Origin of the sequence: Streptomyces sp. SLBN-31 (assembly GCF_006715395.1) — a bacterium.
In the GTDB taxonomy this organism is placed as follows: Bacteria; Actinomycetota; Actinomycetes; order Streptomycetales; family Streptomycetaceae; genus Streptomyces.
The window spans coordinates 1367738-1388824 of sequence record NZ_VFNC01000002.1 but is presented as its reverse complement, the minus strand read 5'-3'; the positions used below and the strand labels follow the sequence as shown (position 1 = coordinate 1388824).

The 21087-nt window shown below is 72.3% G+C and carries 20 protein-coding genes; 6 read left to right on the top strand and 14 right to left on the bottom strand.

Annotated features, from left to right (window positions below; genetic code table 11):
• Positions 1-4: 4 nt before the first annotated feature.
• The 6 genes from FBY22_RS26290 to FBY22_RS26265 form a co-directional block, all read right to left on the bottom strand.
• Positions 5-1306, bottom strand: a complete 1302-nt coding sequence (locus FBY22_RS26290) for a PASTA domain-containing protein (protein WP_260845324.1) — start codon at positions 1304-1306, stop codon at positions 5-7.
• 86 nt (positions 1307-1392) lie between these two features.
• Positions 1393-2343, bottom strand: a complete 951-nt coding sequence (locus FBY22_RS26285) for a cytochrome c oxidase assembly protein (protein ID WP_142149947.1) — start codon at positions 2341-2343, stop codon at positions 1393-1395.
• 90 nt (positions 2344-2433) lie between these two features.
• Positions 2434-3213 carry an inositol monophosphatase family protein gene (locus FBY22_RS26280; protein ID WP_142149945.1) on the bottom strand — a complete coding sequence of 260 codons (780 nt, stop codon included), beginning with the start codon at positions 3211-3213 and terminating at the stop codon, positions 2434-2436.
• A gap of 2 nt (positions 3214-3215) precedes the next feature.
• The gene (locus FBY22_RS26275; RefSeq protein ID WP_142149943.1) at positions 3216-4241 is read right to left on the bottom strand and encodes a 6-phosphofructokinase; all 1026 of its coding nucleotides are present in this window, start codon (positions 4239-4241) and stop codon (positions 3216-3218) included.
• 179 nt (positions 4242-4420) lie between these two features.
• A complete protein-coding gene (locus FBY22_RS26270) occupies positions 4421-5149 on the bottom strand; it encodes a type 1 glutamine amidotransferase (RefSeq protein WP_142149942.1) in 729 nt (242 codons plus the stop codon).
• 17 nt (positions 5150-5166) lie between these two features.
• A complete protein-coding gene (locus tag FBY22_RS26265) occupies positions 5167-6405 on the bottom strand; it encodes a MurT ligase domain-containing protein (RefSeq protein WP_142149940.1) in 1239 nt (412 codons plus the stop codon).
• Positions 6406-6542: 137 nt separating this feature from the next.
• On the opposite strand from FBY22_RS26265, the gene def reads away from it, so the two are divergent.
• A complete protein-coding gene (gene def, locus FBY22_RS26260; protein ID WP_142149938.1) occupies positions 6543-7115 on the top strand; it encodes a peptide deformylase in 573 nt (190 codons plus the stop codon).
• Here def and FBY22_RS26255 read toward each other — a convergent pair.
• Positions 7112-7756, bottom strand: a complete 645-nt coding sequence (locus FBY22_RS26255; RefSeq protein ID WP_058926763.1) for a TetR family transcriptional regulator — start codon at positions 7754-7756, stop codon at positions 7112-7114. The two genes, def and FBY22_RS26255, sit on opposite strands and share 4 nt — an antisense overlap.
• Positions 7757-7927: 171 nt before the next feature.
• Here FBY22_RS26255 and FBY22_RS26250 point away from each other — a divergent pair, with 171 nt between their 5' ends.
• The gene (locus FBY22_RS26250) at positions 7928-9154 is read left to right on the top strand and encodes an acyl-CoA dehydrogenase family protein (RefSeq protein ID WP_142149936.1); all 1227 of its coding nucleotides are present in this window, start codon (positions 7928-7930) and stop codon (positions 9152-9154) included.
• Positions 9155-9286: 132 nt separating this feature from the next.
• Here FBY22_RS26250 and FBY22_RS26245 read toward each other — a convergent pair whose 3' ends face one another.
• Together FBY22_RS26245 and FBY22_RS26240 are read right to left on the bottom strand one after the other, a co-directional pair.
• Entirely contained in the window at positions 9287-9958 is a 672-nt protein-coding gene (locus tag FBY22_RS26245) for a response regulator transcription factor (protein ID WP_142149934.1), read from the bottom strand.
• Positions 9955-11223: a sensor histidine kinase gene (locus FBY22_RS26240; protein ID WP_142149932.1), complete on the bottom strand. Its 1269-nt coding sequence runs from the start codon at positions 11221-11223 to the stop codon at positions 9955-9957. Before FBY22_RS26240 ends, FBY22_RS26245 begins: the two co-directional genes overlap by 4 nt.
• 217 nt (positions 11224-11440) lie before the next feature.
• Here FBY22_RS26240 and FBY22_RS26235 point away from each other — a divergent pair, with 217 nt between their 5' ends.
• The 3 genes from FBY22_RS26235 to FBY22_RS26225 all read left to right on the top strand — a co-directional run bounded on the left by FBY22_RS26235 (position 11441) and on the right by FBY22_RS26225 (position 15548).
• Positions 11441-12181, top strand: coding sequence for an ABC transporter ATP-binding protein (locus tag FBY22_RS26235; RefSeq protein WP_142149930.1), 741 nt, complete (start codon positions 11441-11443; stop codon positions 12179-12181).
• The gene (locus tag FBY22_RS26230; protein ID WP_142149928.1) at positions 12181-14745 is read left to right on the top strand and encodes an FtsX-like permease family protein; all 2565 of its coding nucleotides are present in this window, start codon (positions 12181-12183) and stop codon (positions 14743-14745) included. Before FBY22_RS26235 ends, FBY22_RS26230 begins: the two co-directional genes overlap by 1 nt.
• A gap of 131 nt (positions 14746-14876) precedes the next feature.
• The gene (locus FBY22_RS26225) at positions 14877-15548 is read left to right on the top strand and encodes a transcriptional regulator (protein WP_142149926.1); all 672 of its coding nucleotides are present in this window, start codon (positions 14877-14879) and stop codon (positions 15546-15548) included.
• 69 nt (positions 15549-15617) lie between these two features.
• On the opposite strand, the gene FBY22_RS26220 is transcribed toward FBY22_RS26225, so the two are convergent.
• The 5 genes from FBY22_RS26220 to FBY22_RS26200 form a co-directional block, all read right to left on the bottom strand.
• Positions 15618-15854 (bottom strand): DUF6213 family protein, encoded by a 237-nt coding sequence (locus tag FBY22_RS26220; RefSeq protein WP_067428106.1) that lies wholly within the window; start codon positions 15852-15854, stop codon positions 15618-15620.
• A gap of 25 nt (positions 15855-15879) precedes the next feature.
• Complete coding sequence (locus FBY22_RS26215) at positions 15880-17265, bottom strand: NADP-dependent succinic semialdehyde dehydrogenase (RefSeq protein ID WP_142149924.1); 1386 nt, start codon at positions 17263-17265, stop codon at positions 15880-15882.
• A 73-nt stretch (positions 17266-17338) separates the two neighbouring features.
• A complete protein-coding gene (locus FBY22_RS26210; protein ID WP_142149922.1) occupies positions 17339-17824 on the bottom strand; it encodes an NUDIX domain-containing protein in 486 nt (161 codons plus the stop codon).
• Positions 17821-19359, bottom strand: coding sequence for an ATP-dependent DNA ligase (locus tag FBY22_RS26205; RefSeq protein ID WP_142149920.1), 1539 nt, complete (start codon positions 19357-19359; stop codon positions 17821-17823). Before FBY22_RS26205 ends, FBY22_RS26210 begins: the two co-directional genes overlap by 4 nt.
• Positions 19360-19462: 103 nt before the next feature.
• A complete protein-coding gene (locus tag FBY22_RS26200) occupies positions 19463-20395 on the bottom strand; it encodes an NAD(P)/FAD-dependent oxidoreductase (RefSeq protein ID WP_142149918.1) in 933 nt (310 codons plus the stop codon).
• Between the two features lie 78 nt (positions 20396-20473).
• On the opposite strand from FBY22_RS26200, the gene FBY22_RS26195 reads away from it, so the two are divergent.
• The gene (locus FBY22_RS26195; protein WP_142149916.1) at positions 20474-21061 is read left to right on the top strand and encodes a helix-turn-helix domain-containing protein; all 588 of its coding nucleotides are present in this window, start codon (positions 20474-20476) and stop codon (positions 21059-21061) included.
• The last annotated feature ends 26 nt before the right edge of the window (positions 21062-21087 follow it).

The following is a 21087-nucleotide window of genomic DNA, read 5'->3' as shown; positions in this document are numbered from 1 at the left end:
GGCACTAAGTGATCGCGCTCGACGCGGGCCCGGAGGAAACGGGCTCGCTCTCGGCGGGGGCACTGGTGGTGACGGGCGCGCTCGACGGGGGCGGCGCGCTGGTGGTGACCACCGGGGCGCTGCTGGGCGGCGGCGGTGGTGCGCTGCTCGTCGCCGGAGCGCCGGTCCCGGGCGAGCCGGTCTTCGGCGCGGACGACGACGAGGACGACGAGGACGACGAGGACGACGAGGATGAAGGGGGTGAAGGGGACGAGGGCGACGAAGGCGGGGCCTTGGACGTCCTGGACGGCGACGAAGGCTGCGGGGACGGCGAGGCGGCCGGGGGAGCGGTCGGCGTCCCGGACGTGCCCGGGCCCGACGAGGTCCCCTCGGTCGTGCTCAAGGTCACGTACTGCCCGAATCGCAGTCGCGTACCCGCCGGCGGATCAGCGACCGTGACCTGCGCATCGTCGGCGGGCCGCGTCTTTCCGGCATAGCCGACGGCCAGCCCCTGCCCGGTCAGCAGCCGGCTCGCCTCGGCGAACGTCGTCCCGATCAGATCGGGCACCGTGCGAGGCCTGCCCGCGTCGAAGGACGTGTCGTGGCCGCCTGTCGTGCCCACCGGCCGGGCGATGCCGCGGGCGGGGTCGGTGACGTCGACCAGAGCGAGCCGGTCCAGCCGCCGGGGCGCCGGACGCACCGCCACCACGGAGGATCGCTCATATCCCCGCCACTTCCGGTTGCCGTTTCCGAACGTGACCGAAACGCGCTTCGTGTCACCCGCGAAAGGCCGCAGGGGATTTCCGCACGAACACTTCACGGCCGGAAGTCCCTGTTCGTCGACGAGAACGGCGATTCCGGCCTGCAGCAGGGAGTCGAACGGAGTCGCCCTTCCCTTTTTGTAGTCGTGATTCCGAACGAGAGTGTCGTGACGCAGGAGAACGGGAGTGAGCCGGTCCAGATATCCCGGAATGCGGTCGGTGGTGATGTCGAGTGCCGCCGCCCACGCCTGTGCCTTTTGGTGATGGGCGGGGTCCGTGAGAAAAGCCTTGAGTTCTCGGACGTCACAGACACTCGTCTCACGCGTGCCCCCGTACAGGCCGGGAGTGTCCCCCTGTTGCAGGCTGCCGCGCCCGATCGACGGGCGTAATGCCTGGTCGTGGCCCAGGCCGCGGTGTTCGTCGAAGAACGGCGAGAGGGCGGGAACGCCCGCGGCGACCGCCCGTACCAGGGTCAGTGGCGGGCTGCGATCACATCCGCCGACCGCCAGTACGAGGACGAGCAGCACGGCGATCCTGCGAATCGCCGATTTCCCGGTCCTTTGCATAAATGCGCGAAACGTCATCACCGCTCCCCCCGGCGGTTTCCCCCTGACGCCTCATGCTACTGAAAGCGGCCGAATGGCGAAGCCTTTCAGTGTCCGCGCGCGTTCAATGAGGCCAAATAGGCGTTGTAGGCCTCGAGTTCCTTGTCGCCGTCCCGGTCGGCGGCCCGGTCCTTGCGTTTGGCCTGGCGCTGTTCGGAGCTGTACCACTGGAACAGCAGGGCGAGGAGCACCAGTACGGACGGGACCTCGCTGAACGCCCAGGCGATGCCGCCGGCCGCGGTCTGGTCGGACAGGGCGTCGATGCCCAGGGAGGCCGGGGGGTTCTTGAACGTCTCGACCATCGGCGTCGACGCCATCATCAGCGCGATGCCGAAGAACGCATGGAACGGCATGCCCGCGAACAGCTCCAGCATCCGCATCAGGTGGCCCGGCCGCTGCGGGCCCGGGTCCACGCCGATGATCGGCCAGAAGAACACGACACCGACGGCGAGGAAGTGCACCATCATCGCGACGTGTCCCGTCTTCGACCCCATCAGGAAGTCGAACAGCGGGGTGAAGTACAGCGCGTACAGGCTCGCGATGAACATCGGAATGGTGAACGCCGGGTGCGTGATGATCCGCATGTAGCGGCTGTGCAGCAGCATCAGCAGCAGCTCGCGCGGCCCCTTGCGGCCCTTGCCCGCGGTCGGCAGCGCGCGCAGGGCGAGGGTCACGGGGGCGCCGAGCAGGATCAGGATCGGCGACAGCATGCTGATGATCATGTGCTGCACCATGTGCACGCTGAACATGACCATGCCGTAGTCGTTGAGGGCGGTGCACATCACCAGCCCGATGGTCAGCACGCCGGTGACGAAGGAGATGGTCCGGCCCACCGGCCATGTGTCCCCGCGCCGCCGCAGCCGCACGACACCCCAGCCGTACAGCGCCAGCCCCAGCAGGCAGGCGACGAGGAAGAACGGGTCCGCGGACCATTCCAGACCCCGTCCCAGCGTGAACGGCGGCAGGTCCATGGTCATGCCGTGCCCGCTGTGATCCATCGGCCGGCTCCTGATTCGTGGGGGTTGTGCAAGTGTGTCCGCACACAGACTAGAACTGTCCGCGCACGCCCCCGCGACCGGGGCCGCCCCTCACTCGCCCCGGCGCGGCACCGACTTCTCCCACAGGGCCGTGGCCTCGGCCGCCGCCCGCGGGGCGACGAGCAGCAACGGGGTGCCGTACGCCGGAAGCTCCGGCACCGCCACTGCGCCCGCCTCCGTCGCGATCAGCAGCGGTGGCAGGGCGTCCACGGGATGGAACTCGCCGATGGCCGCCGCGACGGCCCGGCCGGCCGCGACCTGTACCAGCGACAGGGCCGTCGACCCCATGATCCGCACCGTGCAGTGGCGGGCCGCGAGCTCCCGCAGCAGGTCGTCCATGCCGGGCCAGTGGGCGTGGGCGGCCCATTCCGTCAGGAACGCGTGGCCGGTCAGGGTGTCGTGGGCGGCCGCGTGCACCGGCCGGCCGTTGAGGCGGGCGCCGCCACCCTTGACCGCCGAGAAGATCTCACCGCGCCACGGGTCGGCCACCACGCCCAGCAGCGGCTCGCCCTGTGCCGTGGCCAGGCCGAGGGAGAACGAGCACCAGCCGATGCCGTGCGCGTAGTTCGTCGTACCGTCCACGGGGTCGATCACCCAGTGCGGGGCGCCGGGCGCGCCCTCGTGGACGCCGTACTCCTCGCCCTCGATGCCGTACTGCGGGAACTCCCGGCGCAGCACGGCACGGACGTGGGTCTCCACCGCCTCGTCCGTGTCCGTCACGATGTCGGCCGGGGAGGCCTTCTCTCGCACCTCGTCCGTGGCGCGGGGCCGGCGGATGCGGTCCGCGGCCCACTGCGCGAGTTCCGTGGCGATCGCGAGTTCCCGCTCCATGCCTAGAGGACGCACTCCGCTTCGTCGTAGCGCTGGGCCGGCACCGTCTTCAGGGTCTCGACGGCCTCCGCCAGCGACACCATCACGATGTCGGTGCCGCGCAGCGCCGTCATGTGGCCGAACTCGCCGCGGTGCACGGCCTCCACCGCGTGCCAGCCGAACCGCGTGGCCAGCACCCGGTCGTACGCCGTCGGTGTGCCGCCGCGCTGGACGTGACCGAGGATCACGGGCCGGGCCTCCTTGCCGAGGCGCTCCTCCAGCTCGATCGACAGCTGACGGGCGATGCCGGCGAACCGTTCGTGCCCGTAGATGTCCTTGCCGCCCTCGTCGAAGTCCATGGTCCCGGCCCTCGGCTTGGCGCCCTCCGCGGCGACCACGATGGCGAACCGCTTGCCCTGGTCGAAGCGGGCGCCCACGCGGGCGGCCAGCTCCTCGATGTCGAAGGGCCGCTCGGGGACGACGATGGCGTGCGCGCCGGCCGCCATGCCGGAGTGCAGGGCGATCCAGCCGGTGTGCCGGCCCATGACCTCCACGACCAGCACCCGCTGGTGGGACTCGGCGGTGGTCTTCAGCCGGTCCAGTGCCTCGGTCGCCACGCCCACGGCCGTGTCGAAGCCGAAGGTGACGTCCGTGACGGCGATGTCGTTGTCGATCGTCTTGGGGACCCCGACGATCGGCAGACCGTTGTCGGACATCAGCCGGGCCGCCTTCAGCGTGCCCTCGCCGCCGATCGGGATGATCGCGTCCAGACCGAGTTCCTGGACGTGCTCCCTGGCCCGTGCCACGCCGTCGCGCAGGTGCGAGGGCTGGACCCGGGAGGAGCCGAGGATGGTGCCGCCGCGGGCCAGGATGCCGCCCACCGCGTCGAGGTCGAGCTTGAGGTAGTCGCACTCGAGGAGGCCCTTCCAGCCGTCCCGGAAGCCGATGACCTCGTCACCGTGGTCGACGACGGCACGGTGGACGACGGACCGGATGACGGCGTTCAGGCCGGGGCAGTCGCCGCCGGACGTGAGGACACCAATGCGCATAGCCCGAGAGAACCTTCTCAACGTGGTCGGCACCGGACCGCGCTGTCCGGCTCGAACCCCGCCACCCTAGCGCCAGGAGGGGGCGGGGCCGCACCGTGCGTCCGACTGCTGGACGACCCCGCTCACCTGTGCGTACTTCGCGTCAGACGGGCTGGTTACGAGGGGTGGGACTGGAGGTGTCAGGCGGGCTGCTGAGCCGACGCGATGCGCTCGTTGCGCAGCGCCTCGTACCACCGGTCGTCGGTCGGGGGGAGCGCGTTCACGTCGAGCGCCAGCTTCAGCAGCAGGTCGGCGATCAGCGGGTTGCGGGCCAGCACCGGCCCGTGCATGTACGTACCGAAGACCGTGTCGTTGTACGCGCCCTCCGTGCCGTCTCCCGTGCCGTTGCCGTTGCCGAGTTTGACCTGGGCGAGGGGGCGGGCCGACGGGCCGAGGTGGGTGACGCCCTGGTGGTTCTCGAAGCCGGTCAGCGGGGGCAGGCCGAGGCGCGGGTCGATGTCGGCGAGCACGTCGCCGACGCACCGCTGGCCCTCTCCGCGGACCGAGACCACGTCGAGCAGGCCGAGGCCCGGCTCGCGCTGGCCGAGGTCGTTGATGAACTCGTGGCCCAGGATCTGGTAGCCGGCGCAGACGGAGAAGACGATCGCGCCGTTCCCGACGGCCCGGTGCAGGCCACCGTCGCGGCGCAGCCGCTCGGCCGCCAGCCGCTGGGGCCGGTCCTCGCCGCCGCCGATGAGGTAGATGTCACCCGACGTCGGGATCGGCTGGTCGCTGCGCACGTCGAGCCGGGCCACGTCCAGGCCGCGCTGCCGGGCCCGGCGCTCCACGACGAGGGCGTTGCCCTGGTCGCCGTAGGTGCTGAGCAGGTCGGGGTAGATCCAGACGATCCGCAGTTGGTTGTCGCTCACAAAAGTCCCCTGATGTCTCAGTTGCCGACGCGGCGGCGCAGGTCCTGGAAGGCGGTGTAGTTGGCGATGACCTCGATCCGGCCCGGCGGGCTCGCCTGGACCGCCTGGTCGAGGTTGTCGCACACCTGGAAGTTCTGGTTCGCGACCTCCAGACGCACCGCCAGGTCCAGCTTGCGGTCGCCGATCACGCAGATCGGGTGACCGGACAGGCGCGTGTAGTCGACGTCCCACAGCCAGGAGGTGTCGGTGCCGTCGGCGCCGCGCGCGTTCACCGAGAGGATCACCGGGGTCGGCGGCGGATCGATCAGGCTGAACGTTTCGAGCCAGCCCGCCGGGTTCTTCGCCAGCAGCAGCCGCAGGTCACGCCCCTGGAACTGCACCACGTCGTAACGGCCCGCGACGGCCTGCACCTGCCACATGCGCTCCAGGGCGACCTGCGGGGGCACCCCGAAGACGGCGGCGACGGCGGCCGAGGAGGCGGCGTTGGCCTTGTTGGCGCGGCCCGGCAGCTGCAGATGGATCGGCCACGCCGAGCCGTGCGGGTCGAGCACGTGGTCACCGGAGAGCGCCCAGCTCGGCGTGGGCCGCCGGAAGCCGCACTCACCGCAGAACCAGTCGTCGCCGGGCCGCTGCATCACGCCACCGCAGGACGGGCAGGACCAGGCGTCGTCCTTCCACATCTGCCCGGCGGCGACCCAGACGACGTTGGGGGAGGAGGAGGCCGCCCACACGACCAGCGGGTCGTCGCAGTTGGCGACGACGACGGCCTTCGAACCCGCGAGCCCCTCACGCCAGTTCTCCGCCAGCATGCGGGTCTCGGCGGCGCGGTCGAGCTGGTCGCGGGAGAGGTTGAGCAGGGCGATGCACTTCGGGGCGGTGTCCCGGGCCACGCCCGCAAGGTACTTCTCGTCGACCTCGATGACGCCGTAGCGCGCGTCGGAGCTGCCGGCCAGCGCCGAGGTGATACCGGCGGGCATGTTGGCGCCGAGGGCGTTGGAGACGACGGGTCCGGCGGCCCGCAGCGCCTCGGCGATGAGCCGGGTCGTGGTCGTCTTGCCGTTCGTCGCGGAGACCAGGACCACGTCCAGGTTCTGGGCGAGCCGGGCGAGAAGGTCGGGGTCGAGTTTGAGCGCCACCCGGCCGCCGATCACCGAACCGCTGCCGCGCCCCGCGGCTCGCGATGCCGCTGCGACCGCCTTGCCCGCGGTCACGGCCAGCTTGGCCCGCGGCGTGAGCGGGTCCGAGTTGCCTGACATCAGTTCTCGATCCTCCTTGCGTACGCGCCGCGCCTCAAGCCTGACGGCAACGTGGTGTGGACCTCAGCCTATCGAGATCCACTCGCAGTCCCGAACCACGGCATGGCCAAGACGCGCGCGACCGTACGCTTGCGGCCATGCGAAACGGCTCCATTCCGGGCGTCCACGGGCGAGTGAGACCCCTCACCCTGCTCGGGGACGCGGCACTGCACGCTCCCTGCGCGGAAGTCACCGACTTCGGCCCCGAACTGGCGGCACTCGTGGAGGACTTGTTCGCCACGATGTACGCGGCCCAAGGCGTGGGCCTGGCGGCCAACCAGGTGGGGGAGCCGTGGCGGGTCTTCGTCTACGACTGCCCGGACGACGAGGACGTCCGCCATCTCGGCCACATGGTCAACCCGCGTCTGGTGGAGGCCGACGGGGTGGTGGTCCGCGGCCCGGAGGGCTGCCTGTCGCTGCCGGGCCTGGAGGCGGGGACCGAGCGCCACGACCACGCGGTGGTGGAGGGGTTCACGGTGACCGGGGAGCCGGTCACCGTGCACGGAACGGGTTTCTTCGCGCGGTGCCTGCAGCACGAGTGCGACCATCTCGAGGGCCGGATCTACGCCGATCACCTCACCGGACGGCGCAGACGGAAGCTGCTGCGCCAGGTGGCGAAGGCGTCCTGGCACCGCCCTTCCGGCGGATCTTTGCGGGAGAGCGGCCTCTAGAAGCCCGGGCCGCCGATCCGGTCGCCGGCCGCGGCCAGCCGCCCCCACAGCAGGTCGGCCAGGCTCCGTACCAACTCCGCGCGCGAGCACGGTCGTTCCCCCAGCCACCAGTCGCCGGCCGCGTGCATCATCCCGACTATCCCGTGCCCCCAGACCCGGGCCAGCCGCTGGCTCTCGGGGCCCAGGTCCAGCCGGTCCTCGATGACCTGGGCCAGTTCCTCGCCCATCCTGCGCAGCAGCGGCGCCGAGTGCTTGCCGACGTCGAAGCCCTGCTCGGCCGCCGTACCGCCCTCCGCCGGGTGCATCAGGAACCGGTACACCTGGGGCCGTGCCTCGATCGCCGCGAGGTAGGTGTCCAGCGTGGCCTCGACGCGCTCCCGGCGCTCCGCGGGCGCGTCGAGCGCCGCGCGCAGGGAATCCAGCAGGGCGTCGGTGTGCCGCTTGGCCAGCGCGGCGTACAGGCCGCCCTTGTCACCGAAGTGGCGGTAGAGAATCGGCTTCGTGATGCCCGCCTCCGCCGCTATGGCGTTCATCGAGGCCTGTGGGCCATCCCGCAGCACCACCCTGTCCGCGGCCTCCAGCAGCTCGCGCCGACGGCGGTCGGCGGACCGCTGCTGCTCGGTCCGCTGTGTGGTGTCCATGAGCTCTCCCCACCCGTGCTGAATCGGTAACGCCTGCGCAAACTAACACCCAACATGCCCACTGCATCGAACAGGCTGCCGAGACGTCGTCGGAGTTGACTTTTCCTACCCGTGGGTAACAGACTCGGGTTACCGCTAGTAACACATTTGCACGTCGCCGCTGGAGGGGACATGGCCGAGTTCACCATGGAGCTCAACGACGAACAGAAGGAGGTCCGGGACTGGCTGCACGGCTTCGCCGCCGACGTCATCCGCCCCGCGGCCGCCGAATGGGACGAGCGTGAGGAGACTCCCTGGCCGGTCATCCAGGAGGCCGCGAAGGTTGGCATCTACTCCCTCGACTTCTACGCCCAGCAGTACTTCGACCCCACCGGGCTGGGCATCCCGATGGCCATGGAGGAGCTGTTCTGGGGCGACGCGGGCATCGCCCTGTCGATCGTAGGCACGGGTCTGGCCGCCGTGGGCGTTCTTGCCAACGGAACCGAGGAACAGATCGGCACCTGGATCCCGCAGATGTACGGCGACGCCAACGACGTCAAGGTCGCCGCCTTCTGCTCCTCCGAGCCCGACGCCGGCTCCGACGTGGCCTCCATGCGCACGCGTGCCGTCTACGACGAGGCCAAGGACGAGTGGGTGATCAACGGCACGAAGACCTGGGCGACCAACGGCGGTATCGCCAACGTTCACGTCGTCGTCGCGGTCGTCGACCCCGAGCTCGGCTCCAAGGGCCACGCCTCCTTCATCATCCCGCCGAACACGCCGGGCCTGTCGCAGGGGCAGAAGTTCAAGAAGCACGGCATCCGCGCCTCGCACACCGCCGAGGTCGTCCTGGAGAACGTCCGCGTCCCCGGCTCCTGCCTGCTGGGCGGCAAGGAGAAGCTCGACGAGCGCCTGGCCCGTGCCCGCGAGCGGGCCAAGCAGGGCGGTGAGCGCGTGAAGAACGCCGCCATGGCCACGTTCGAGGCGTCCCGTCCGGCCGTCGGCGCGATGGCGGTCGGCACCGCCCGTGCCGCCTACGAGGTCGCCCTCGACTACGCCAAGACCCGCGAGCAGTTCGGGCGGCCCATCATCGACAACCAGGGCGTCGCCTTCCAGCTCGCCGACATGCGCACGTCCGTCGACGCGGCGCGGCTGCTGGTCTGGCGGGCCTCGTGGATGGCGATCAACGGCAGGCCGTTCACCGCGGCCGAGGGGTCGATGTCCAAGCTGTTCGCCAGCGAGACGGCGAAGAAGGTCACGGCGCAGGCGATCCAGATCCTCGGCGGCAACGGCTACACGCGGGAGTACCCGGTGGAGCGGATGCACCGGGACGCCGCGATCTACACCATCTTCGAGGGCACGAGCGAGATCCAGCGCCTGGTGATCGCCCGCACCCTGTCGGGCATGCCGATCCGCTGAGCGCTCCGCTGAAGTGCCGCGATCTGCGGTCGGTCGTCCGCGGCGCCGTCGTGTCCGGTCGCGCACTTCCCCGCGCCCCTTCGGGGGCGTTGCGGACCCGCGGCGGACTTCACCGGGTCCGCTCAGCGCGGCTCAGCGGCCCGCGCGCGGCACGACCAGACCGCTGTCGTAGGCCAGGATCACGGCCTGGACCCGGTCGCGCAGGCCGTACTTCTCCAGGATGTGGGCGATGTGCGTCTTCACCGTCGTCTCGCCCACACCGAGTTCGAGCGCGATCTCCGCGTTCGACAGACCGCGGCTGAGCGACCGCAGCACATCCAGTTCACGCCCGGTGAGGGCGTCGAGCCGGGCCGGCACGGGCGCCTCGGCCGGCGCGCCCAGGTGCGCGAAGCGGTCCAGCAGCCGGTGGGTGACACGGGGCGAGAGCACGGCTTCGCCGTCGGCGACCGTGCGGATCGCGCCCACCAGGGAGTCGGCGGGGCCGTCCTTGACCAGGAACCCGCTGGCCCCGGCGCGCAGGGCGTCCACGACATGGGCGTCCAGGTCGAAGGTCGTCAGGATGACGATCCTGCTGGCCGAACCGGTCTCCACGATGCGCCGCGTGGCCTCCACGCCGTCCGTGCGCGGCATGCGGATGTCCATCAGGACGACGTCGGGGCACAGGGTGCCGGTCAGCTCGACGGCCTCCGTGCCGTCCGCCGCCTCGCCCACGACCGTGATGTCGGGCTCCGCTTCCAGGATGAGCCGGAATCCCGTGCGGATCATGGGCTGGTCGTCGACCAGCAGGACCCGGATGACGTTCATGCGCTGTGCCCTTCGTGCCGGGGTTCGGGGACCGGGAGCGGGATGACGGCGTGCACGCAGTAGCCGCCGCCCGGCCTGGAGCCGGTGTGCAGGGAGCCGCCCACCGCGCCGACCCGCTCGCGCATGCCGACCAGACCGTGCCCGGTGCCGTGCGCCGCGACGGGCGGCCGCACCGGCTCGCCGTCGGACGCCGGTCCGTCGTCGCACAGCCGCACGGTGAGCCGTTCCCGCTCCGGCTCCCAGGCCAGGGTGAGCGCGGTCCTGGTACGGCCGGCGTGCTTGAGCGTGTTGGTGAGCGCTTCTTGCGCGATCCGGTACACCGCCAGGTGGGAACCGGCGGGCAGTTCGACCGGCTCACCGCTGGTGCTGAAGTCGACCCGCAGCCCGGCCGCGCGCACCGAGTCCACCAGCGCGGGCAGCGCCTCGACGGTGGGCTGCGGAGGTTCCCGGCTCGGGTCGCCCGGCCCCTCCTCGTCGGTGCGCAGCACGTCGAGGAGGTGGCGCAGCTCCGTGACGGTGGCCCGCCCGGTCTCCTCGATGGCGCCGTGCAGTTCGTGCGCCTTGTCCCGGTCGCGGTCCTGGACGCGGTCGGCGGCGATCGTCTGCACCACCATGAGGCTCACGTTGTGCGCCACGATGTCGTGCAGCTCGCGCGCGATCCGGGCCCGCTCCGCCATGACCGCCGCCCGCGCGTCGGCGGCCTGCTCCCGTTCGAGCGCGGCGGCCCGCTCCAGCGCCTGGTCCCGGATCGCCGCCCGCGCCCTGGCCAGCCGCCCCAGCGCCCACGCGGCGACCAGCAGCACCGCCTCGGTCAGCAGCGCGGCGACGCGGTGCCCGGACGGGGCGAGCACCGCCTCCGTCACGGCGGCCGCCGGGATGAGCACCGAGCCGACCAGGGTGGCGACCCGCGGTGTGGTGCGGGTGGCGGTGAGGAAGACGGCCGTGGCGACGGCGAGGTAGGTGGGCCCGATGGAGGTGCCGTCGGGCCCGGACAGGTCAGGGACGTAGTGCCGGGCCTGGAGCACTCCCGCGGCCGCCGACATCACCAGCAGGGCGGGCAGCGGACACAGCCGGTGCACCGCCAGAGGCAGCGTGGTCAACAGGACCAGGACGACCCACGGGGCGTCCGGCGCGCGCAGATCGGGGCCGCCGTGCGGCATCGCCAGGGGCAGCGCCAGACAGCCGACGGTCAGCAGCACGGCGAGAGCCGCGTCGGTGACGGCCCGCGGCCAGGGGCGTCCCGCCAGCGACTCCATCCGGTTCATGCCCCTTACCGTAGACGGACCGCGAACCCCCGTGATCTCCCCTGAGGTGGAAAGCCGGCACCGCTCTCCTCCGTCGAGTCTCCTCCGCGAGGAGGAGACCCCCACCCGCCTCGCCCACCCGGCCGAGACACCGGTTCGACTGCTCGGCCGAGGCCAAGTCCCGCCGCCCACGATGCACTTGAGACACCACTGAAGGACAGTCGCCAGGGGAGTCACGGTGCTCGCAAGCCGGTACGCGGTCCAACTCACGGACGTCACCAAGCGGTACGGGGAGGGCCCGGACGCCGTCCTCGCCCTCGACAAGGTCAGCGCGGGCATCGAGTCCGGCACCTTCACGGCGGTGATGGGCCCCTCGGGGTCCGGCAAGAGCACCTTCCTGCACTGCGCGGCCGGCCTGGACCGGCCCACGGCGGGCGAGGTACGCCTCGGCGACCAGGACCTGTCGGTGCTCAGGGAACGGAGGCTGACGGAACTGCGGCGCACCCGGGTCGGGTTCGTCTTCCAGGCCTTCAACCTGCTGCCGTCGCTGACCGTCGAGCAGAACATCCTGCTGCCGCTGCGCCTGGCCGGGCGCCGGCCCGAGCCGGACTGGCTGCGCCACATCGTCGGCGCCGTCGACCTCGGCGGACGGCTGACCCGCTACCCGGCGCAGCTCTCCGGCGGCCAGCAGCAGCGCGTCGCGATCGCCCGTGCCCTGGTCGCCCGGCCCGAGGTGATCTTCGCCGACGAGCCCACCGGCGCTCTCGACCCGGAGACCGCCCGCGACATCCTGCTCCTGCTGCGCCAGGCCGTCACCGATCTGCACCAGACGGTGGTGATGGTCACCCACGACCCGGTCGCCGCCGCCCACACCGACCAGGTCCTCTTCCTCGGCGCCGGACGCGTCGTCGACGGCATGGTCACCCCCAGCGCCGACCGGGTCGCCGAGGTCATGACCGGCCTGCGGAGGGCGGTGTGATGCTCACGCTCGCCCTGCAGACCCTGAAGTCCCGTGCCGCCGGGTTCGCCGGCACCTTCGTCGCCCTGCTGCTGGGCGCCGCCGTGCTCAGTGCCTGCGGCATCCTCCTGGAGTCCGGCATCCGGGCGGGCTCCCCGCCCGAGCGGTACGCGGCCGCCGACGTCCTCGTCACCGGCCGGCAGGACCTCGAACTGACCCTGAAGGACGTGGACGGCTCGACGATGAGGCAGTCCCAGCCGCTGCCCGAGCGCGTACCGCTGCGGGCATCCCTGACGGAGCGGATCGGGAAGGTGCCCGGGGTCCGCGCGGTGACCGAGGACGACGGCGCGACCGTACGCCTGACCACGGCCGCGGGGCGGCCCCTGCCGGGCCGGCACGGCACCGCACCCCAGGCCCACAACTGGTCGGGCCTGGGACTCGGCGACTTCCGGCTCACCCGGGGCCACGCGCCGCGCACCGCGCGGGAGGCCGTTCTGGACACCGAACTCGCCGGCCGGGCCGGCATCCGTCCCGGCGACACCGTCCGGCTGATGACCGCCTCCGAGCCCCGCGCCTACACCGTGACCGGACTCGTAGCCCTCGACGACGGCCGGGCGCCCCGCCAGTCGGTGCTGTTCCTGACCGGTCCGGGTCTGCGCCAACTCGGGCCCACCACTTACGCGTTCGGCGTCAAGACCGCCCCGGGCACCTCAGCCGGCCGGCTCGCCGACGCCCTGCGGTCCGCGCTCGACGACGACGGCCTCGCCGTGCACACCGGGGACGAACGCGGCCGGGCGGAGTTCCTCGACGTCGCCGTCAGCGGCTCCGACCTCACGGTCCTGGCCGGTGCCGTCGGCGGGAACGTCCTGCTCATCGCCGTCTTCGTCCTGTACGCCACCAGCGCGCTGTCCGTCCGCCACCGCCGCCGGGAGATCGCCCTGCTGCGCGCCGTCGGCACCACGCCCGGCCAGCTGAGGCGGATGCTGGCCGCGGAGGCTGCCGTCACCGGGCTCGTCGCGGGGCTGCTGGGCTGCCCGCTCGGACTGCTGCTGGTGCACTGGCTGCGCGACCGGTTCGCCGGACACGGCATCGTGCCGCCCGACTTCGCGCTCGCCCTCAGCCCGCTGCCGTTCCTGGCCGCGGTCCTGGTGACCGTGCTGACCGCGGTGGCCGCCGTCCTGATCGCCGCCCTGCGCACGGGCCGTATCCGGCCGACCGAGGCCCTCGGCGAGGCGGCCGTGGAGCCCGCCGGCCTGAGCCGCGGGCGCCGGATCACCGGCGGGGTGCTGCTGGTGCTCTCGGCCGGGGTCTTCGTCACCGGCCTGGTGCAGCACGCCGACTTCCTCACCCTGGTCGGCCTCGCCAACTCCCTCGTACTCCTCCTGGTGATCGCCGGCGCCGTCCTCGGCCCGCTGCTCGCCCGCACCGCCGTACGCCTGTTGGCCCCGCCGCTGGAGCGGACCGGCGTCACCGGCCATCTCGCGGCGGCCAACTCCCGCGCCAACGCCGGACGGCTGGCGGGCGCCATCACCCCGCTGATCCTGGCCGTGTCCTTCGCCTCGACCGTCGTCTTCACCCAGACCACCGCCCTGCGGGAGTCCTCCGACCAGATCCACTCCGGTCTTCTCGCCGACCACGTGCTCACCGCGCCGGCCGGTGTGTCGCCCGACCTCGCGGCGAAAGCACGGGACCTCGGGCAGGTCGCCGCCGCCACCGGCCTGGTGAAGTCCAAGGTCGTGGCCGCGGGCGAACTCATGGGCGCGCAGGAAGCCGTGTCGCTGAGCGCGCAGGGCGTGGACCCCCGCGCCCTCACCGCCACCCTCGACCTGCGCACCCGCGAGGGCGACCCGACCTCCCTCGCGCGCGACACGGTGGCGCTCAGCACCACCGCGGCCTCCTGGCTCGGCCTCGCCGTGGGCGACACCGCACGGCTCCACCTCGGCGACGGCACACCGTTCCGGGGCCGGGTGATCGCCGTCTACGGCCGGGGTCTCGGCTTCGCCGACGTCACCCTCGACCACGACCTCCTGCTCGCCCACACCACCCGGAAGGCCGACGCCTCGGTCCTCGTCCGCGGCGCGCCCCGGGCGCACGGCCTCTCCCGCGCCCTGGCCGGGCTCGCCGCGGCCTACCCCGGCACGACGGTGCGCAGCGACCTGACCGCCGACGACCAGCTGGCGGAACAGCGCGCGAACGCCTGGGTCAACTACCTCGTCGTCGGCGTGATCATCGCCTACACCGCGATCACCGTGGTCAACTCCCTCGCGATGACGACGGCCGCCCGCCGCCGCGAGTTCGCGCTGCTACGGCTGTCCGGTACGGCCCGCCGTCAGGTCGTCGGCATGATGCGCAGGGAGAGCGCCGTCGTCGTCCTGGCCGGCGTGGGGACCGGCACGCTGCTGTCCGTCTTCCCGCTCCTCCTGGTCGCGCTGGCGCTGGGTGGAACACCGTGGCCCGCCGTGCCACCGCTCGGCTACGCGGTGATCGCCGGCGCCCTGGCGGTCCTGGCCACGGTGGGCGTGATGGTGCCGACACGACTGCTGCTGCGGATCCGTCCGGTCGAGGCCATCGGCGTCCGGGAGTGAACCGGATCCCGGTCTCCGGCGCGCCTCCGGTCACCCGACAGGGCGACGACCTCGCGGTGGGCTGCTCCGTGTCCGGGATCCGTGCGAAGGTCGGAGCAGGAGAGCCCCACATCTCACCGACGGAGGACGCGATGGCGCAGGCAGCCGCGGAACTGCTGGAGAACACCACCGCAGAGCTGGCCCCGGACCCCCACGCCAACCCCCTCGTCCCGCTGATCGCCCGCGGCGAGGCCCCGCGGGACACGCTCGCCACCCTGGCCCTGGAACAGCAGTGGGTGATCCCCGCGGACCGGGCGGCGTTCCTGCATCTGGCGCGGCGCGCGACCGAGGAGCCGGAGGCGGCGGCGTTCTTCGAGATGCTCGCCGAGGGGGAGTCGCTGGCGCAGGAGCGGCTGGGGCCGTTCGCGTCGGCCTGCGGCATCGACGAGGCCCGCTCCCGCGCCTACGCGCCCCTGCCCGGCTGCCAGGCCTACCCGGCCTACGTCGCCTGGCTCGCGCTCAACGCCTCCCCGGCGGACATGGTCCTGGCGATCACCGCCAACTTTTCGGCGTGGGGAGGCTACTGCGCGCAGATCGCCAGGGCCCTGCGGGTCCACTACGGCTTCAAGGACGAGGCCTGCGCGTTCTTCGACCTCTTCGCGCAGCCGGCCCCCGAACTGGACCGGACGGCGAGAGCGGCGGTGCAGGCGGGCCTGGACGCGGGAACCCTGAGCGAGGAACGCGCACACGCCTACGGCCGCCTGCTGCAGAGCTACGAGGCGATGTTCTGGAGCACCCTGTCGACTCTGCCCTCGCTGCCCTGAACCCCCTAGGCCCTGTCGTCAAATTCCCGCCTGCCCGGCGGGCGGACGACGGGAATATGACGACAGGGCCTACGGTGCGCCCCCGCTGCTGTGGGCGATGCACGCCACGTCGATCCGGTCGGCGAGCTTGGCCAGCTCGATGGTCAACGCGGCCACCGTGTCCTCGTCGAGGCCCTCCTCACCGGCCTCCACGAGGTGCAGCCACCGACCGCCCACGGTCCGCAACAACTTGCTCACGTCGGCGGCGGCCACCTGCAGGGTCCCGCGGTCGTCGACGATCAGAGGCAGAGTCACTTCGCGGTTCACAACCGGGATGTTAGCCGCGCAACACTCACGCCCCGTGCCAAACCGTCGTGATGTTGCAGAACTCGCGGATTCCGTGCCCGGCCAGCTCACGCCCGTACCCGGACCGCTTGACCCCGCCGAACGGGAACGCCGGATGGGAGGCGGTCATCCCGTTGAAGAACACGCCGCCGGCCTCCAGGTCCCGTACGAACCGGTCCACCTCCGCCTCGTCCCGGGTCCACACGTTCGAACTGAGTCCGAACGGCGAGTCGTTGGCGATGAGCACGGCCTCGTCCAGGTCCGCCGCCCGGTACAGCGTGGCGACCGGCCCGAACGCCTCCTCGCGGTGGATGCGCATCTCCCGGGTGATCCCGGCGAGCACGGTCGGCGGGTAGAACCAGCCGGGTCCGTCCGGCCGCTGCCCGCCGCACAGCACCTCGGCGCCGCTGCGCCGCGCGTCGTCGACCAGTTCCTCCAGATCGGTCCGTCCCTGCTCGCTGGAGAGCGGCCCGACCTCGGTGTCCTCCTCCAGCGGGTCGCCGACCCTGAGCGCCTTCATGCCCTCGACGAACCGCTCGGCGAACCGGTCGTACACGTCCGTGTGCACGATGAACCGCTTGGCGGCGATGCACGACTGCCCGTTGTTCTGCACCCGCGCGGTGACCGCGACCTTGGCCGCCCGGTCGATGTCGGCGGAGGGCATGACGACGTACGGGTCGCTGCCGCCCAGCTCCAGCACCGTCTTCTTGATCATCTCTCCGGAGGTGGACGCCACCGCCCGCCCGGCCGGTTCGCTGCCCGTCAGCGTGGCCGCCTTGACCCGGTCGTCGCGCAGGATGTCGTCGACCGCGCCGGAGCCGACGAGCAGCGTCTGGAAGCAGCCCTCGGGGTAGCCCGCCTGGTGGAAGAGGTCCTCCAGGAACAGGGCCGTCTGGGGGACGTTGGAGGCGTGCTTGAGCAGGCCCACGTTCCCCGCCATCAGCGCGGGCGCCGCGAACCGGACCACCTGCCACAGCGGGAAGTTCCACGGCATCACCGCGAGCACCGGGCCCAGCGGCCGGTACCGCACCCGAACGCGTGACGCGCCCGAGTCCTTGACGTCGGAGTCGGACGGCTCCTCGTCGGCGAGGAGTTCCTCGGCGTGCTCGGCGTACCAGCGCATCGCCTTGGCGCACTTGGCGGCCTCCGCGCGGGCCTGCTTGACCGGCTTGCCCATCTCGGTGGTCATCACCCGGCCGATGTCCTGCTGCATCCCGTCGAGCAGTTCGGCGGCCCGGTTCAGCAGGCGGGCGCGCTCGGCGAACGACGTCGTCCGGTACGTGCGGAACGTCGCCTCCGCGAGCTGGAGCCGGCGCTCGAGCTCCTCCTCGCCCATGGCCTCGTACGTCTTGAGCGTCTCGCCGTTCGCCGGGTTCACCGTCGCGATGGGCATGGCCGACCTCCCTGCGGCTTGGTGTTACGACCTTCCCGCGCGGCGCGGGCGACCGCAACGCGTGTGCGTCTGCTCAGGGCTCCGCGGAACCCCGTCGGGCCGAGTGCTCCGCCAGCCGGTCGAGAAACGCGGACTGCGCCTTGACGATCACCTCGCGCCCCCGGTCGAGGCCGAACCACGCCACGCGGTCCAGCTCGGGGAACTCCTGGGTCCGCCCCGACTTCGGCGGCCACTCCATCACGAACGTGCCGGGAGTGATCGCCGCCGGGTCCAGGTCGGCCTCGATCGCCCAGGCCGTGACGGTCTTGCCGTTGGTCTGGCGCACCTCGCCCAGCGCCATGGCCTCCCCGTCGGGCGGCTCCAGCCCCAGTTCCTCGCGGAACTCCCGGCGGGCCGCCTCCCAGGCGGGCTCGTCGGGCTCGTACTCGCCCTTCGGAACGGTCCACGCTCCGGCGTCACGCTTGGCGAAGAACGGCCCACCCATATGGCCCAGCAACACCTCCAGGCCGACTTCGGTGTGCCGGTACAACAGCAGGCCCGCGCTGCGCCGTGCGGTCACACCGCCACCTCCGGGTGGGCGGCGAGCAGGGTCTCAACGGTGTCGGCGTCCTCGGGGCGCTTGTCCTCGCGGTAGCGCAGCACGCGGGCGAAGCGCAGGGTGACGCCGGCCGGGTAGCGGGTGGAGCGCTGCAGGCCGTCGTAGGCGATCTCGACGACGAGTTCGGGGCGTACGGTCACCACGTGGCCGCTGCTGTCGACGGCCAGGTCCCGCAGCCGCTCGGTCTGCCACTCCAGCATCGCGTCCGTCATGCCCTTGAAGGTCTTGCCGAGCATCGCGAAGCCGCCGTCCGTGGTGCGGGCGCCGAGGTGGAGGTTGGAGAGCTTGCCGGTGCGCCGGCCGTGGCCCCACTCGGCGGCCAGGACGACCAGGTCGAGGGTGTGCACCGGCTTGACCTTCAGCCAGGACGCGCCGCGCCGGCCCGCGCTGTAGACGGCGTCGAGGGCCTTGACCACGACTCCTTCGTGGCCGCGGGCGAGGGTCGCGGCCATGAAGGCCTCGGCCATGTCGGTGTCCTCGGGTCCGGTCACCAGTGCGCGCCGCACCCGCATCGGCTCCGGTACCAGTGCGGCCAGCTCGGCGTGGCGTTCCGAGAACGGCAGATCGAGCAGGTCGCGGTCGCCGACGGACAGGGCGTCGAAGAAGACGGGGGAGACGGGGATCGACTTGGCGGCCGTGGCCACGTCCACCCGCGAGCCGACGCGGCCGGCCGTCTCCTGGAAGGAGCGGGGCCGCCCGTCGTCGCCGAAGGAGATGACCTCGCCGTCCAGCACGAACCGCCGGCCCCGCAGCCGCAGCGCGGCGCCGGTCACCTCCGGGAGGCGGTCGGTGATGTCGTCGAGGGTGCGGGTGTAGACCCGTACGGCGTCGCCGTCGCGGTGGACCTGGACGCGGATGCCGTCCAGCTTCTCCTCGACCGCGCAGGCGCCTAGCTTGTCGATCGCCTCGGTCACCGAGGACGCGGTGTGCGCCAGCATCGGCAGGACCGGGCGGCCGACGGTGAGGCGGAAGCGGTCCAGGGCCGCGGTGCCTTCGGTGAGCAGGGCCTGCGCCACGGCCTGCAGGGAGCCCGCCAGCATCACCGCCCGGCGGACGTCCCCCGGCGGCGCCCCGGTCGCCTGCGCCAGTCCCTCGACGGCGACGGCGTCCAGGGCGCCCTGCCGTACCTCGCCGGTGAGCAGGCCGAACAGGAAGCGCTGCTCCTCCTTGGTGGCGGCGCCCATCAACTCGCCGACCAGTCGCCCCCGTTCGGCCTGCGAGCCGGGGCCCGCGACCTTGCCGAGGTCGGTGAGCAGGGCGTCCACCTCGCGCACGGTCAGGGTGGGCTCGGCGGCGGGGGCGACCGGCCGGCTCAGCACCTTCCAGCCGACGCCGAGCCGCCCCTGGGGCAGCCGTCCCGCCAGGTACGGGATCACGATCGGTACGTCGTCCGCCTCCGCGTCCCCGAAGAGTTCGGCGAGCAGGGCGATCTTCCGGGACCGCGCCGAGGTGGCGGCGACCTCCTGGGACACATGGGCCAGCCGGGCAAGCAGCATGCTGCCATGGTGCAACGCGCTCGCCCGGGTTACACCTGGACGAGCGGGTCCGGCTGCCGACCGCGTCCGTGCGGCGGGGCCGCACCTCGACACGGCGGTCCTTCTACCGCGTCGCGTCCAGGTCTGTCATCAGCAGTTCCCCGTTGATGGTCGCGCCCGCGCGGTAGCCGCCCGCCGCCGCGTTGACGACCTGCTCGGCGAAGCCCATCGCGTTGCCGGCCGCCCAGACGCCGGGCACAGTCGTCAGCCCGGTCTCGTCGACCACGGGATACGCGCCGAACGGCGTCTCGCGCAGTTCGGCGCCGAGCCGCTCCAGCAGATCCGTCCGCGGTACCGCCCGGGGCGCGACGAAGACGACCTCGCGGGCGTGCGTCGTCCCGTCCGCCAGACGGACGCCGGTCAGCCGGTCGTCCTCGACGACCAGCTCCGCGACCTCGCCCGGCACCACCTTCACGCCGGCCGCGGCCAGCCTGCGCAGGTCGTCGTCCGTCAGCTGCCGCTCATCCACGGTGTGCAGGAAGAACGTCACGTCCTTCGACCACTGGGACACCATCAGCGCCTGGTGCACGCTCATCGGGGTGGTGGCGAGCACACCGAAGGCCCTCTCGCGCACCTCCCAGCCGTGGCAGTACGGGCAGTGCAGCACATCGCGGCCGAACCGCTCGGCGACCCCGGGGACCTCCGGCGGCTCGTCCTTCAGGCCGGTGGCCACGACGAGGCGGCGGGCCCGTACGGTCCGGCCGCCGGCGAGCGAGACGGTGAAGCCGGGGGCGACGTCCACGGCCCGGTCCCGGACCAGCTCGACGCCGTACCGGGCGATCTCCTCCCGGCCGGTCGCCAGGAAGTCGGCGGGCGGCATGCCGTCCCGGGTCAGATAGCCGTGCATATGGGCGGCGGGCGCGTTGCGGGGCTCGCCCGCGTCGACGACCAGGGTGCGGCGCCGGGCCCGGCCCAGCACCAGCGCGGCGGAGAGCCCCGCCGCACCGCCGCCGATGACGATCACTTCGTACTGCTCGGTCGTGGGTGACTCGGTCATGGGTGACCACCTCCACGCCCGACGGTCGCCGCACGGTGCGGGATTGACAAATATGTTTGCCGAAACTGCAATGGCGTCATGACGGACGACACGGACGACACGGACGGTGTGCTCGCGGAGGTCGGTCCCCGGCTGCGCCGCATCCGCAAGGAGCGGGGCGCCACGCTCGCCGGCCTGTCGGCGGCGACCGGCATCTCGGTGAGCACGCTGTCCCGGCTGGAGTCGGGGCTGCGCAAACCCAGTCTTGAGCTGCTGCTGCCGATCGCGCGGGCGCACCAGGTGCCGCTCGACGAACTGGTGGGCGAGCCGCGCACGGAGGATCCGCGCGTCCACGGCAAGCCGGTCGTGCGGCACGGCCGCACCTTCTGGCCGCTCACCCGGCAGCCCGGCGGACTGCAGGCCTTCAAGGTGCTGGTGCCCCGCAGCACGGAGGAACCCGAGCCGCGCACCCACGAGGGCTACGAGTGGATGTACGTGCTGTCCGGGCGGCTGCGGGTGGTGCTCGGCGAGCACGACGTGGTGCTGGCGGCCGGGGAGGCGGCCGAGTTCGACACCCGGGTGCCGCACTGGTTCGGCTCGACCGGGGAGGGGCCGGTGGAGTTCCTGAGCCTGTTCGGGCCGCAGGGCGAGCGGATGCACGTGCGGGCGCGGCCGAAGCGGGCGTGAGCGGCCCGGAGTGCGCGGTCGCGCCG